The following is a 12141-nucleotide window of genomic DNA, read 5'->3' as shown; positions in this document are numbered from 1 at the left end:
CGCTCCTGCGGCGGGTTCCCGGAACGCCAGGGCCGAAACCGGACAGCCGGTTTCGGGGTCTCCGAAGAACCGCAAGGACATTGTTCGCAGCCAAAGCATCCCGGCCACGGCGTGCTTCACCGCGCAGACGACTTGCCGCACGAGGATGATGAGCGCGGCGCTCGCGCTTGCCGACGGCGATCGACCGGGATGGAGCTCCGCGTTGCTGGCCAGGAGGAGGCGTATCGATCGAGCAGGATTCGTGCGATCGTGTTCGCATGACTGAGACGGACAATCCGGCTGCGTTTGCCGGAGCGGCCGCGGCGCGGGCGGCTCAGACCGCCCGGGAACGCGCCCAGAGTGCCGGCGCACGGTGGCGTGCCTTGCGCGCCCAGACGGCCCCGCCGGCGGACAACGCCTCCAGCGTGACCGAGCTCGATCCGTCATCGGTGCTGGCCGCAGCCGACCAGACGCTGACGCAAGCCCGCCAGCGGGCGCAAGAAGCTCGAGAGCGCGCTCGTGACGGCTTGCTGCGGTCGGCACAAGCCCACGACCGCGCCGCCGACCAGCACGAGTGGGCTGCCCAATACGGCGGCGCCGAGGCACCGGAACACCAGCGGAAGGCGGCCGTCCACCGCGCCGGCGCGACGGCCGACCGGCGGCGATACGACGAATCCGGACACTCCTGAACTCGCGGGCCGGTACCCCCACCGCTGTGTCCCGGCTGAGAGACGGCGTGCTCAAGTTCGCCACAGACGTCCCCACTGCGTGATCGCCGACATCCGCGACCTCGGCGTCGAACGCGAACAGCTGTTCAGCGTGTTCCCGGTGATCGCCGCGCGGATCGAGGACTGGCCGGGTGTGGTTCGCCGTAGTGACCGACCACCGGCACCCCCGCGGAATCGCTCGCGCGGGCCGCGGCCTGCCTGGTGCCCGAGCACCGAAAGTCCTCGGAGCGAAGGCACTCCGGCCCTCCCGGCCGCGGGCGCCGCGGTGCGAAGGTCGAGCCGGAAGCCATCCCTGACAGCCCTGACAACGAGGAAGGCCGATGATGGACCGAGCATTCCCGGACGACTTCACCGTCAAGACGGCGGTCACGATGGCGACCCGCGCGCCGTCGGTGCACAACTCCCAGCCGTGGTACTGGCGGCTCGGCCACAGCTCCCTGCACCTCTACGCCGACCCCGGCCGGCGATTGCCCGAGACCGACCCGGACGGCCGCGACCTGATCCTCAGCTGTGGCGCCGCGTTGCACCACGCCCGGGTCGGCTTCGCCGCGCTCGGCTGGGCCGCGGAAGTGCACCGGCTGCCCAACCCCGGCGAGCCCGACCACCTCGCGGCGATCACGCTGCATCCGCACAACCCGTCCCAGGACGAGATCGCGATGGCCGCCGCCATCCCGCGCCGGCGGACCGACCGGCGCCGCCACAGCTCCTGGGCGGTCCCGCGCGGGCACGTCGAAGCGATGTCCCGGGCGGCCGCGCTCGAAGGCACCGTGCTGCAGGCCGCCGAAAACTCTACGCGCTACTACCTGGCGACGGCGATCGAGCAGGCCGCCGACCGGCACGCCGCCGATCCGGCGTACCGCACCGAGCTGGCGGCGTGGAGCGGCCGCCACCTGTCGCCCGACGGCGTCCCGGCCCGCAACACCCCGGCACCGGACGACACCCCGGGCGCGCTCCGGACCCGGCCCTTCGCCGACCCGCTCCTGGCCCAGCCGGTCGACGCCAAGGCCGAGGACGACGAGACGGTCCTGCTCGTGCTGAGCACCGCCTCCGACGACCGGATGTCGCGGCTGCGAGCCGGCGAAGCGACGAGTGCCGTGCTGCTGACGGCGAACGCGTTCGGACTGTCGTCGTGCCCGCTGACCGAGCCGCTGGAGCTGCCGGACGTCCGCGACACCGTGACCGAACACGTCACCGGCGGGTCGTTCCCCCAGATGGTGCTGCGCATCGGCTGGGCCCCCGCCAACGCCGAACCGCTGCCCGCCACCCCGCGCCGCGGCCTCGAGGACGTGCTGCAGCCGCTCGAAGCTCCGCCTGGACGCTTCCAGGCCCGCTAGGAAAGGAGCCGTCATGCCGTATTGGCACTACCCCGGAACGATGGGCTGGGCCGGCGGCATCGGCACGCTCGTGCTGATGGTGCTGGTCCTCGGCGCGCTCGTCGCGCTCGTCGTCGTCCTCGCCCGGCGGGGACCGCAGCCGCCGTCCCCGCCCGACCCGGCCCGGCGGATCCTCGACGAACGGTTCGCCCGCGGCGAGATCGACCAGGAGGAGTACGAACGCCGCCGGGACGCCCTCACGAGGACGAGATGACCCCGCGCGGGCGGGTGGTGCTCGTCGCGCTGGTGTACGGGCTCGCGGCCGCCGGGTGCGGGAGCGACCGGGCCGCGGCACCGCCGGCGAGCACGTCGCACCCGGCGTCGGTCCTCCGGCGCCCGCGACGACCCCGGCCACCACGCCCGCGTCGCCGAGCGTCCCGGTGCCGCCTCGGCGAAACCGGCGTGCCGGGTAGCCGCCGGCTGGCGCACGGACGCGGGTGCCGCGGATCCGATGAGCCGTGACGCGCGCTACCTCGTGCGAGCCGGGCGGCCTACCTGCTTCGACCGGGTGGTCTTCGACGTCAACGGCCCGGCGCCGGCCGGGTTCGCCGTCCGGTACGTGGCCCGTGGCCGTGGCCATCGCCGTTCCGCCGCGCCATCAGCGGCACCTCGCCGGAACCGACAGCTCTCGGTTCAACATCCACCGTCACGACCACTCACCCCATGTCTCCGTGCCTGCTGCCAGACTGACGCCATGCGCGCCAAGCACGGTTCACCGAGCCTGTACCGTCCACACGCACCGATGCCGACGAACGGCTGAGACGCCCGTGGGCGCGCCGACGCGACCATGACGCCGGGTGAGAGGTTCGGCGGATTTCGGCGTCGGTGACCGGGTCGTGGCGAGTTCCGCCTGTCACTGCTGGGTGGAATTCGCAGCGCGTTCGAGGAATGGTGCCCCCGGACGCTGCGTCTGCGGTGCCGGGCGCTGGCAGACGAGGGCGGTCGGCACCCAGGCCCAACTCAGCGGGGTCCAGGGGATGGTGTCTGCCGAGCTGCGGTGCCGACGCGTCATCCCATCTCGGCGATTGGCCCTCGGCGAACTGCAGGTAGGACGGGGTGTCGAAGCGGACCGTGCCCCACTGCCCGGCATCCACGTCGACCTATTCCTCGTCGATGTCCGGGCTCGGCACACCTTCGCCGCTCTGTTGATGCGGGAAGCCCGGCACCGCCGCGCCACTATCGGGTGGATACGCTTCGAAGTCCAGGCCGCGACAAGTCTCGTGGCTGGGTTTCACCGGACCTGGCTTGCAGGGCGACCGCGGCGAAGGCGAGGTCCTGCAGGGCGATGCCGACCGAGTTGAACAGCGTGATCTGCTCGGCTCCGGTCCGGCCGGGCACCAGACCGGCGAGCGCCGCGCCCAGCTCGCGCCGGAAATCGTCCTCAGTGGTCGTGCCGTCCTGTAAGGACAGGAGGGCCTCGCCCGACTTCTGCAGCTGGATTCCGGTGCTGTCGACGAAGACCGTCGCCCGGGCCATCCCGGCGGAGTCGATCTCGCGATGGTCGGGCCGGGGTGGTGCGCCGACCGCGTTGACGTGCAGCCCCGGCCGGAACCACGCGCCCTCGACGACGGGGACGCGGGACGGTGTCAGCGTGCAAAGCACGTCGGCCACTTCGACGACCAGACGTGGCTCCGGGGCAGGGGTCACGTCGAGGGCCGGGACGCCGTCGGCGTGCTCCCGGTGCCGCAACGCCCGGCGGAACTCGGCGACGCGAGCGGCCGAGCGGGACCAGACGACGACCTCGTCGATCGGCCGGACCCTGCGAACGGCGGCGACGTGCTCGACCGCGAGCGGTCCGGCGCCGACGAGTCCGAGGACCCGGGAGTCGCTGCGGGACAGGGCATCCGTGGCGACGGCGCTGGCGGCCGCAGTCCGCATCCGGGTGCAAGTCCTGCCGTTCAGGACGGCCAGCCGGGTGCCGGTCCGGGAGTCCAGCACGATCAGGGTGGACTGCTGGGTGGGGCCGTCGGTGTTGCCGGGCGCGTCGGTCAGCACCTTGACGACGGTCAGCCCGAGGCGGTGGGAGGTCGCCACCATCGGCAGCACGATGGTGGCGCCCGCCGTGGGGCTGATCGCCGGGACCGGCTGGTCGGCCTGCCCGAGGGCCAGATCGAGGTGCGCGGTCCGGACGGCGTCGATCAGGTCGCCGAGGTCGACGAGTTCGGCCAGGGCGTCGTCGCGGAGCACGAAGGTCACCGGTAGGCCTTCATGAAGCTGTCGTCGGCCAGTTCGTCGTAGGCGGGAATGCGCGTGAGCATGGCGCTTTCGGCGAGCATCCGCATCCACCGGTCGCTGCCCGCGGGGTCGATCGCGACGGTCTCCCAGACCGCGCTCGCGGTCATCTGCCGGGTGGCCTCGCGCAGGACCCCGAGGTCCTTGCCCGGCCAGCGCGCGGTGAGGATCCCGTCGATCGTCGACGCCGCGGTGGCGGGTAGGCGCGTCATCGCCGTGTCGATGCAGGCGACGAAGCGGGTGAAGCGGTCGCGCAGCTCGTCGACGCGGTCGGTGCGGCAGTAGTAGACGCTGTTGGGCATGATCCCGCCCTCGTCGAGGTTGCGGAACACGATCCGGCCTTGGCCGGTGGCTTCGAGTTCGAGCGCCGAGACGAGGTCCAGGATGATCGCGTCGCCCAGCCCGGCACCGAACAACTCGACCAGCATCGGCGTCGAGAGATCCCGGACGAAGGTGACGTCGGCGGGGTCGGCCCCCGCCTCCCGGATCAGCCCGGCGGTGACCGCGTAGGGTGCGCTGCCCCCGATGCCGGGGGCGAGGACGACCTTCCCGGCCAAGTCACCCAGGGTGAAGCCGGCCGGGGCGTCGCGGTGCACGATCGCTTTGGGCGCTTGGTGGTTGAGCTGGCAGACCACGGTCAGCGCGCGGGCGCTGCCGGCGTACATGCCGGGCACCCAGAGCCCGCCGAGCGCGAGGTCGGCGTCGCCGGAGGCGAGGTCGTCCAGGACGCCGGTCCACGGGTCGCGGGCGCGGGCGGTCACCGACAGGCCCGCGTCGGCGAAGAGGCCGGTCGTGCCGGCGAGGTACTCGGGCAGGTAGTTGAGACCGTTGGCGGTCGCCGAGATGCGCAGGGTTTCCAAGGGGTTTCTCCGTTTCGTGGTCAGGCGTCTTCGTTGATCTGTTCCAGCGTCCGGGCGCGGGTCTCGGGAGCGAACCGCGAGGCCAACACGAGCAGGGCGTACATGGCCGCGGCCATGCCGAACACCCCGGCGAGGCCGAACGCGGCGAAGAGGGCGACGGCGAGGAACGGCATGACCGCCCCGGCGATGTTGCCGATGCCGTTGACGATCGAGGTGCCGGTCGCGCGGATCGACGTCGGGTACAGCTCCGGCGACCAGACGGCCAGCGTCGTGTTGGTGATCATCGTGAAGAACTGGAAGAGCGCGCCGAGCACGAGGATCAGGGCCGTCGAGTCCCCGAACGCGGCGAACGCGGCCGCGGTGACACAGCCGAGCGCGCCCGCGCCGCCCACCACGCCACGCCGGCCGACCCGGCCGGCCAGCCACGCCGCGGCGCAGGCGCCGAGCAGCGAGCCGACGTTCATGATCATGGTGAACAGCAGGCTGTCCGAAATGGAGTAACCGCGCTCCACGAGCAGGGTCGGCATCAGGAAGTTGAGCGTGACCTGCGCGCCGAAGGCCATCCAGGACGCGGCCCCGATCGAGAGCGTGCGGGGCAGGACGGCGCGGGCGAACACGGCCGCCGGGGAGGACTTGAGCTGACGTGCGGGGATGTCCGCCGCCGTCAGCGGCCCGCCGGTCGCCGTCGTCGGCTTGAGGGAACCCGACGCCAGGATGGCCAGCGACCGGTTGGCGTCCTCGACGCGGCCCTGGGACAGCAGGAAGCGCGGGGTTTCCGGCAGGCGGCGCCGGTAGAGGATGACCAGCAGCGCCGGGAGCGCGAGGAACAGGAACGTCCAGCGCCACACGAGGTGGTCGCCGCCGAGTGCCGGCGCGAGCGGGCCGAGGAGCAGGAAGAACAGCCCGTAGGAGAGGAAGTTGCCGACGCCGCCGGAGCCGATGTTGAGCGTCGCGACGAGCGCGCCGCGGTGGCGGGTGGCGACCATCTCGGCGAGCATCGCGATGCCGATGGTGAACTCGCCGCCCAGCCCGATGCCGACGACGAAGCGGCTGACCAGCATCATGTCGTAGTTCACGGCGAGGGCGCTGAGCAGGCCGCCGAGGGTGTAGAGCAGCAGGTTCAGCGACAGCGCCGCGCGGCGGCCGTACCGGTCGGCGAGCCACCCGCCGGCGAGTCTGCCGACGAGCCCGCCGATCACGGTGGCGGTGTTGATCGCGGTCAGCTGGGTGTCGGTGATCCCCAACGCGGCCTTGAGGTTCGCGCCCATCGCGCCGACGGAGTTCTGTTCGAGCGTGTCGAAGAACATCCCGGCGAGGATGAGCATGAGCACCCAGAACTGGGCACGGGTGAAGCCGATGCGGTCGAGGTGGAGGGCGAGGGTGCCGGAGGCAGTGCGCTCCGGGGTGCGGGTCGAGGTCATGGACTGGGCTCCCATCGGGAGAGGCGGCCAAGCAACGAACCCCTGTTTTGTATACGAGATGTGTTGCCTCGACGTTACCACGCGTGCCGAACACGTGAACAGCCTCGGTGATGTCGATCTTTTGTATACGAATCAGGATGGTGTGGAGACCTGACGGCGGTAGATCAGCTCGTCCTTGAGGATGTGCTCGCCCATCAGGTAGCCCGCCTGCACCGGAGAACCGCCCAGGATCGCGGTGGCGATCGCGGCGTGGTCGGCCCACGAGGTGTCGATGCGATCCTCGATCTCCAGCTCGAAGCCCCACGAGATCCGGCGCAGCAGCTCCTCGAGCATGCGGGCGAGCTCGGCGTTGCCCGACGCGCGCGCAACCACCTCGTGGAACTCCATGATCAACGGCGGCAGGTCTGCCACGGCGCCGTCTTCGCCGGCCTGGCGTCCGCGCGCGACGACCGCCCGCAGCGCGTCGGCCTGGTCGCCCCCGCGGGCCTCGGCAGCGAGCGAGGCGGCGAGGACCTCCAGCCCGCGCCGGATCTGCATCAGCTCGACGACGTCGTGCTGCGAGCGGGCGGAGACGGTCGCGCCCTTGTACTTCTCAGTGGTGACGAAGCCTTCGCTCTCCAGTTGCAGCAGGGCTTCGCGGATGGGCACCCGGGAGACCCCGAAGCGGCTGGCGATGGCCTCTTCCTTCAGGCGTGTCCCGGCCGGGATCGTGCCGGCGATGATCTCCGCACGCAGCTCCGTCACGACCGAGTTCGACTTGGCAACCACGAAGCGAGGATATGGCAAGTGCCGAGTGCGCGCGGCCGAGCAGCACGACCACACCAGGCCCCGAGCCTCTTCGGCTGCGTCCGACCGTGAACACGCGCTCACATTCAGCTCCAGGCGAACGGCCGGTCGCGAGACACAACTGCTAGCCGGACGAGACCGCGGCCCGTCACCGTGGCCCGTCCTTGTGCGCCGGCCGCCTCCAGCAGCTGCTCGTACGTCGGATCGGCCCTGGGCTAGGGCGCGGGCAGTTCCGGGAGCGCGTCCACCAAGCGAAGGCCGAGCCGTCGACGCCGACCACCAGTTCCGTGCGGCTCATCCGATTCCCCTTTCGCCGCCCGGAAGCCAACCGGCTTCTGCCCCGCTCCGCGAGGACTTCGGTCCTTCGCGGCGGTCCTCGTCAACCGGCGCCCAAGGGCCTCCCGGCCGGGGACTTTCGACTCCGGAAGCCCTGGCGACACCGGAAGAAACTGATCGCAGCACCGAAGGAACGGAGGTTTCCCCATGTCCATCCGACCGGATGAGAAGAAGACCACCCCGGTTCACCGGGCCACCGAACCGCCGCCGATCCCCGGCTTCGCCGCCGGACCCACCATCGCCGGCAAGTCCCTGGCCGTCCTGCGCATCGCCACGGGGTTCGTCTTCCTGTGGGCGTTCCTCGACAAGCTGTTCGGCTGGGGTTACGCGACCCCGTCGAAGGGTGCCTGGATCAACGGCGGCTCGCCCACCAAGGGCTTCCTGAGCGGCGTCCACGCCGGCCCGTTCGAGTCGATGTTCCACTCCTGGGCCGGCACGTGGTGGGCCGACTGGCTCTTCATGCTCGGCCTGGGCGCCATCGGCGTCGCCGTCATCGCCGGTGTCGGGCTGCGGCTGAGCGCGGCCGCCGGCGCGCTGATGATGCTCATGATGTGGGCCGCCGAATGGCCGCTCGCGCAGACCATGAGCACCGGCGAGGCAACGCACTCGACCAACCCGATCGTCGACTACCACATCGTCTACGCGCTCGTCCTGATCGCGCTGGCCGCCGCGGCGGCCGGGAACACGTGGGGGCTCGGCCGTCGCTGGGCCGACCTCGTCGGCGACCGCAAGTGGCTGCGCTGAACCCCACCGCCCCAGGGCGCCCGCCGTCGGCGGGCGCCCTTTCCCCTGGCCGGAAGGAAGAACGATGAAGGCACTCGTGTACGACGGACCGGGCCGGCGCAGCTGGACCGACCACGCCGAACCGGGAATCGCCGCGCCGACCGACGCCATCGTGCGGGTCGACGCGGTCACCATCTGCGGCACCGACCTGCACATCCTCAAGGGCGACGTGCCCGAGGTCGAGCGCGGCCGGATCCTCGGCCACGAAGCGGTCGGCACGATCGTCGAGACCGGGTCCGCCGTCACCGCGGTCAAGTCCGGCGACAAGGTCCTGGTCTCCTGCATCTCCGCCTGTGGCCGCTGCGAATACTGCCGGAAGGCGGCCTACGGCCAGTGCCTCGGCGGCGGGGGCTGGATCCTCGGGCACACGACCGACGGCGTCCAGGCGGAGTACGCGCGCGTCCCGTTCGCCGACACGTCGACGTACGTGCTGCCGTCCGGGGTGAGCGACGAGTCGGCGCTGATGCTGGCTGACATCGTCCCGACCTCGTACGAAGTCGGCGTCCGCAACGGCAGCGTCAAGCCGGGCGACACGGTGGTGATCGTCGGGGCCGGGCCGATCGGGCTGGCCGCGATCACCAACGCCCAGCTGTTCGCGCCGAGCACGATCATCGTGGTGGACAGGGAACCGGCCCGCCTCGACGCGGCGAAGTCGTTCGGCGCCGACCTGATGGTGCGGCCGGACGACGCGGTGGCCGCGGTGGCGCAGGCGAGCGGCGGGCTCGGCGCGGACGTCGCGATCGAGGCGGTCGGCGTCCCGGAGACGTTCGAGCTGTGCGCGAAGCTCGTCCGCCCGGGCGGGCACGTCGCGAACGTCGGCGTGCACGGCGCACCGGCGACGTTGCACCTCGAGGAGCTGTGGATCAAGAACCTCACGATCACGACCGGGCTGGTCGACACGTCCAGCACGCCGATGCTGCTGCGCATGCTCGCGGCGGGCAGGTTGGACACGAGCCGCTTCGTCACCCACCGGTTCGGGCTCGACGAGATGGACGAGGCCTACGACGTCTTCGCCCACCCGCAGGACAGCGACGCGCTGAAGGTCGCGCTGTTCCGCAGCTGAACCCGCCCGGTCTCGGTCGCCCACGACCGAGACCGGGAACGGCGCCCGTGGGAGGCGACCGTCGAGCTGCCGGAAAGTGCGGGAGCGTCGCGCCGCCGCCCTTCAGCCGGCGCCGTAGCGGAGGCCGTCGACGAGGACGGCGACCAGCTGCCTGCCGTGCCCCGGCTCGCGGCCGGGTACGGGCCGGCACAGCAACGCGATCGCGTACAGGAGGTCCTCCGCGCCGAGGACACCGCCGCGGATCGCGCCGTCGGCGGCCGCCGCATCGAGCAGTGCGGTCAGCGTGGGAGCCAGCCGCTCCATGAAGTAGCCGGGCAGCCCTTCGAACGCCGGATCGCCCGAGTGCAGGGCCGAGGCGAGCCCGCGTTTGGTCTCGAGGAGTTCGACGAACCGGTCGATCCAGAGCGCAAGCGCCCGCGCCGGTGGGTGGCCGGCGCTCAGCTCGGGGCCGGCGTCGGCGACGGTGTCGATCCCGGTCCGCACCACCGCCTTGACCAGGTCCGCGCGCTGGGGGAAGTGCCGGTACAGCGTGCCGACGCCGACTCCGGCGAGGTCGGTGATCTCCTTGGCCGGGGCGTCCACGCCGGAGGTGTCGAAGACCGTCCGCGCCGCCTCGATCAGGGCCTCGACGTTGCGCTGGGCGTCGGCGCGCCGCCGTCGGGTCTCCTGGGTCACGTCGCTCCTCTCGGTTGCATAAGCGGAAAGGCTTTCCGTATAGTTCCGGAATAGGTTTCCACTTACGGCCAGCGTACGGCATCCGCGCCGGCCGGCACCTCAGCGGGAGAGAACCCATGCAGTACCGCACCCTCGGGCGGACCGGGATCAAGGTCAGCCCGTACGCGCTCGGCGCGATGATGTTCGCGACGTCCTTCGGCAATCCCGACCCGGACGACTCCGCCCGCATGATCCACAAGGCACTGGACGCGGGGATCAACTTCATCGACACCGCCGACGCCTACGGCGACTCCGAAGAGGTCGTCGGCAAAGCGTTGCGGGGCCGCCGCGACGACATCGTGCTCGCCACCAAGTTCGGCCGCCAGGTCGGCGACGACCCGCACCACCAAGGCGCGTCCCGGCGCTGGATCGTCGCCGCCGTCGAGAACTCGTTGCGGCGCCTGCGGGTCGACCACATCGACCTCTACCAGCTCCACCGCACCGATCCCACGACGGACATCGAGGAAACGCTTTCGGCACTGACCGACCTGCTCCGCGCCGGCAAGATCCGCGCGCTCGGCACGTCCCAGAGCCTCGCGTCCGACATCGTCGAGGCCCAGTGGGTCGCCGAACGCCGCGGCCTGGCGCGGTTCCGCACCGAGCAGGCGGCCTACTCCCTCCTCAACCGCGGCGTCGAACGCGAAGTACTGCCGCTGGCCCAGCGCTTCGGCATGGGCACGCTGATCTGGGGCCCGCTCGGCCAGGGCCTGCTCACCGGGCGCGTCCGCAAGGGCGAGCGGAACGACCTGCGCCGCGCCCACCTGCTCAAGCACCTCAGCGACGAGCGCCGGCTCGACGTCGTCGAGCGACTCGTTCCACTGGCCGCCGAAGCCGGCCTGCCGCTGACCCACCTCGCGATGGCCTTCGTCATCGCCCACCCCGGCGTCACGAGCGCACTGCTGGGTCCCCGGACCATGCCCCAGCTCGACGACCTGCTGGCCGGCGTCGACGTCCGGCTCACCGACGACGTCCTCGACCGCATCGACGAAATCGTGCCGCCCGGCACCAACATCGGCGCGCTGGACCAGAACTACCAGCCGCCGGCCGTGCACGACCCGGGCCTGCGCCGCCGCCCGCTCGCCGAGCGCGCCGCGGCCACGCCGAGTATCGCGTAACCGCGTTGGTGGTCGTCGGCGGTTCGCCGTCGAAGCAGCCGCCGGAACCCGTAACCGGGCAGCGCTTCACGTCCCGGGCTCAGAACACCGGACGCTTCCGGCTCAGCATCCCGCTCGGCCCAGGCGGGGTCGGTGCCACGCCCCGGTCGTCGAAGTGCGACTTCAGGGTCTGGCGCACCTCGACGACCCCGTCGACCCGGCGGACCAGCGCGACGATGACCGGGATCATGCTCTCCCGCTCGACCGCGCCGTTGAGGGTCACGATGCCGTTGTGCACGGCGATGTACAACGAAGCCGGGTCCAGGGCCATGTCCCGCAGCAGCACCTCCTCCCGGACCTCGTCCCGGATCTCGCGGTCCGTGCGCAGGAACACCCGCAGCAGGTCCGAGCGGGAGACCACGCCGACGAGCTTGCCCTCGTCGTCCACCACCGGCAGGCGGTGGAAGTGGTGCTCCTCGAGGAGCTTCGCGGCCACCGCGACGTCGTCGCCGGCGCGGACGACGACCGCCGGGGCCGTCATCAGGTCCGCGACGAACGCCGCGCCGGCCTTGCGCTTCGCCTGCCGGGAACCGGGCTTGAGCAGGCCGTGCGGCGCTTCGCGCTCGAGCAGGTCGCCCTGGGAGACGACGCCGAGCACCTTGCCGTCCTCGTCGACCACCGGCGCGCCGCTGATGTTCCAGCTGGCCAGCAGGAGCGCCACAGCCTTGAACGGCGTGTCCGGGCCCACGGTGGTGACTTCGGTCGTCATGAC

Annotated in this window: 13 protein-coding genes; 7 read left to right on the top strand and 6 right to left on the bottom strand. The window is 71.6% G+C overall.

The genetic code is table 11. From position 1 onward, the window contains the following. Positions 1–257: 257 nt before the first annotated feature. From EIY87_RS33440 to EIY87_RS49410, 4 genes are all read left to right on the top strand, one after another. On the top strand, positions 258–668 hold the full coding sequence (locus EIY87_RS33440) for a hypothetical protein (RefSeq protein ID WP_125313901.1): 411 nt from the start codon (positions 258–260) through the stop codon (positions 666–668). 362 nt (positions 669–1030) lie between these two features. Next, positions 1031–2041 carry an Acg family FMN-binding oxidoreductase gene (locus EIY87_RS33435; protein WP_125314303.1) on the top strand — a complete coding sequence of 337 codons (1011 nt, stop codon included), beginning with the start codon at positions 1031–1033 and terminating at the stop codon, positions 2039–2041. Between the two features lie 13 nt (positions 2042–2054). After that, complete coding sequence (locus tag EIY87_RS33430) at positions 2055–2294, top strand: SHOCT domain-containing protein (RefSeq protein WP_191984366.1); 240 nt, start codon at positions 2055–2057, stop codon at positions 2292–2294. Between the two features lie 237 nt (positions 2295–2531). Continuing rightward, positions 2532–2840, top strand: a complete 309-nt coding sequence (locus EIY87_RS49410) for an AMIN-like domain-containing (lipo)protein (RefSeq protein ID WP_449657968.1) — start codon at positions 2532–2534, stop codon at positions 2838–2840. A gap of 416 nt (positions 2841–3256) precedes the next feature. On the opposite strand, the gene EIY87_RS33425 is transcribed toward EIY87_RS49410, so the two are convergent. The 4 genes from EIY87_RS33425 to EIY87_RS33410 all read right to left on the bottom strand — a co-directional run bounded on the left by EIY87_RS33425 (position 3257) and on the right by EIY87_RS33410 (position 7361). Next, the gene (locus EIY87_RS33425; protein ID WP_125313900.1) at positions 3257–4276 is read right to left on the bottom strand and encodes an ornithine cyclodeaminase family protein; all 1020 of its coding nucleotides are present in this window, start codon (positions 4274–4276) and stop codon (positions 3257–3259) included. After that, complete coding sequence (locus EIY87_RS33420) at positions 4273–5172, bottom strand: ABC transporter substrate-binding protein (RefSeq protein WP_158641401.1); 900 nt, start codon at positions 5170–5172, stop codon at positions 4273–4275. The genes EIY87_RS33425 and EIY87_RS33420 overlap by 4 nt, the downstream gene beginning before the upstream one ends. 20 nt (positions 5173–5192) lie before the next feature. After that, positions 5193–6593, bottom strand: a complete 1401-nt coding sequence (locus tag EIY87_RS33415; RefSeq protein WP_225440186.1) for an MFS transporter — start codon at positions 6591–6593, stop codon at positions 5193–5195. A 132-nt stretch (positions 6594–6725) separates the two neighbouring features. Further along, entirely contained in the window at positions 6726–7361 is a 636-nt protein-coding gene (locus EIY87_RS33410) for a GntR family transcriptional regulator (RefSeq protein ID WP_125313898.1), read from the bottom strand. 501 nt (positions 7362–7862) lie between these two features. Here EIY87_RS33410 and EIY87_RS33405 point away from each other — a divergent pair. After that, positions 7863–8459 carry a DoxX family membrane protein gene (locus EIY87_RS33405; protein ID WP_125313897.1) on the top strand — a complete coding sequence of 199 codons (597 nt, stop codon included), beginning with the start codon at positions 7863–7865 and terminating at the stop codon, positions 8457–8459. A 64-nt stretch (positions 8460–8523) separates the two neighbouring features. Further along, entirely contained in the window at positions 8524–9561 is a 1038-nt protein-coding gene (locus EIY87_RS33400; protein ID WP_125313896.1) for a zinc-dependent alcohol dehydrogenase family protein, read from the top strand. Between the two features lie 102 nt (positions 9562–9663). On the opposite strand, the gene EIY87_RS33395 is transcribed toward EIY87_RS33400, so the two are convergent. Then, positions 9664–10236: a TetR/AcrR family transcriptional regulator gene (locus EIY87_RS33395; protein WP_125313895.1), complete on the bottom strand. Its 573-nt coding sequence runs from the start codon at positions 10234–10236 to the stop codon at positions 9664–9666. Positions 10237–10352: 116 nt separating this feature from the next. Between EIY87_RS33395 and EIY87_RS33390 the strand changes: the two genes are divergently transcribed. Beyond that, positions 10353–11390 carry an aldo/keto reductase gene (locus EIY87_RS33390; RefSeq protein ID WP_125313894.1) on the top strand — a complete coding sequence of 346 codons (1038 nt, stop codon included), beginning with the start codon at positions 10353–10355 and terminating at the stop codon, positions 11388–11390. 79 nt (positions 11391–11469) lie between these two features. Here EIY87_RS33390 and EIY87_RS33385 read toward each other — a convergent pair whose 3' ends face one another. Continuing rightward, positions 11470–12138 carry a CBS domain-containing protein gene (locus EIY87_RS33385; protein ID WP_225440185.1) on the bottom strand — a complete coding sequence of 223 codons (669 nt, stop codon included), beginning with the start codon at positions 12136–12138 and terminating at the stop codon, positions 11470–11472. Positions 12139–12141: the final 3 nt, after the last annotated feature.

Source organism: Amycolatopsis eburnea, from assembly GCF_003937945.1.
Classification (GTDB): domain Bacteria; phylum Actinomycetota; class Actinomycetes; order Mycobacteriales; family Pseudonocardiaceae; genus Amycolatopsis; species Amycolatopsis eburnea.
The sequence above is the reverse complement of the archived record's forward strand: the minus strand, read 5'-3'. Positions and strand labels throughout refer to the sequence as shown.

Bases quoted from the DNA above. Each gene is read 5' to 3' on its own strand.
- EIY87_RS33440 (WP_125313901.1), top strand. From the start codon at position 258: ATGACTGAGACGGACAATCCGGCTGCGTTTGCCGGAGCGGCCGCGGCG.
- EIY87_RS33435 (WP_125314303.1), top strand. From the start codon at position 1,031: ATGGACCGAGCATTCCCGGACGACTTCACCGTCAAGACGGCGGTCACG.
- EIY87_RS33430 (WP_191984366.1), top strand. From the start codon at position 2,055: ATGCCGTATTGGCACTACCCCGGAACGATGGGCTGGGCCGGCGGCATC.
- EIY87_RS49410 (WP_449657968.1), top strand. From the start codon at position 2,532: ATGAGCCGTGACGCGCGCTACCTCGTGCGAGCCGGGCGGCCTACCTGC.
- EIY87_RS33415 (WP_225440186.1), bottom strand. From the start codon at position 6,593: ATGACCTCGACCCGCACCCCGGAGCGCACTGCCTCCGGCACCCTCGCC.
- EIY87_RS33405 (WP_125313897.1), top strand. From the start codon at position 7,863: ATGTCCATCCGACCGGATGAGAAGAAGACCACCCCGGTTCACCGGGCC.
- EIY87_RS33400 (WP_125313896.1), top strand. From the start codon at position 8,524: ATGAAGGCACTCGTGTACGACGGACCGGGCCGGCGCAGCTGGACCGAC.
- EIY87_RS33390 (WP_125313894.1), top strand. From the start codon at position 10,353: ATGCAGTACCGCACCCTCGGGCGGACCGGGATCAAGGTCAGCCCGTAC.
- EIY87_RS33385 (WP_225440185.1), bottom strand. From the start codon at position 12,138: ATGACGACCGAAGTCACCACCGTGGGCCCGGACACGCCGTTCAAGGCT.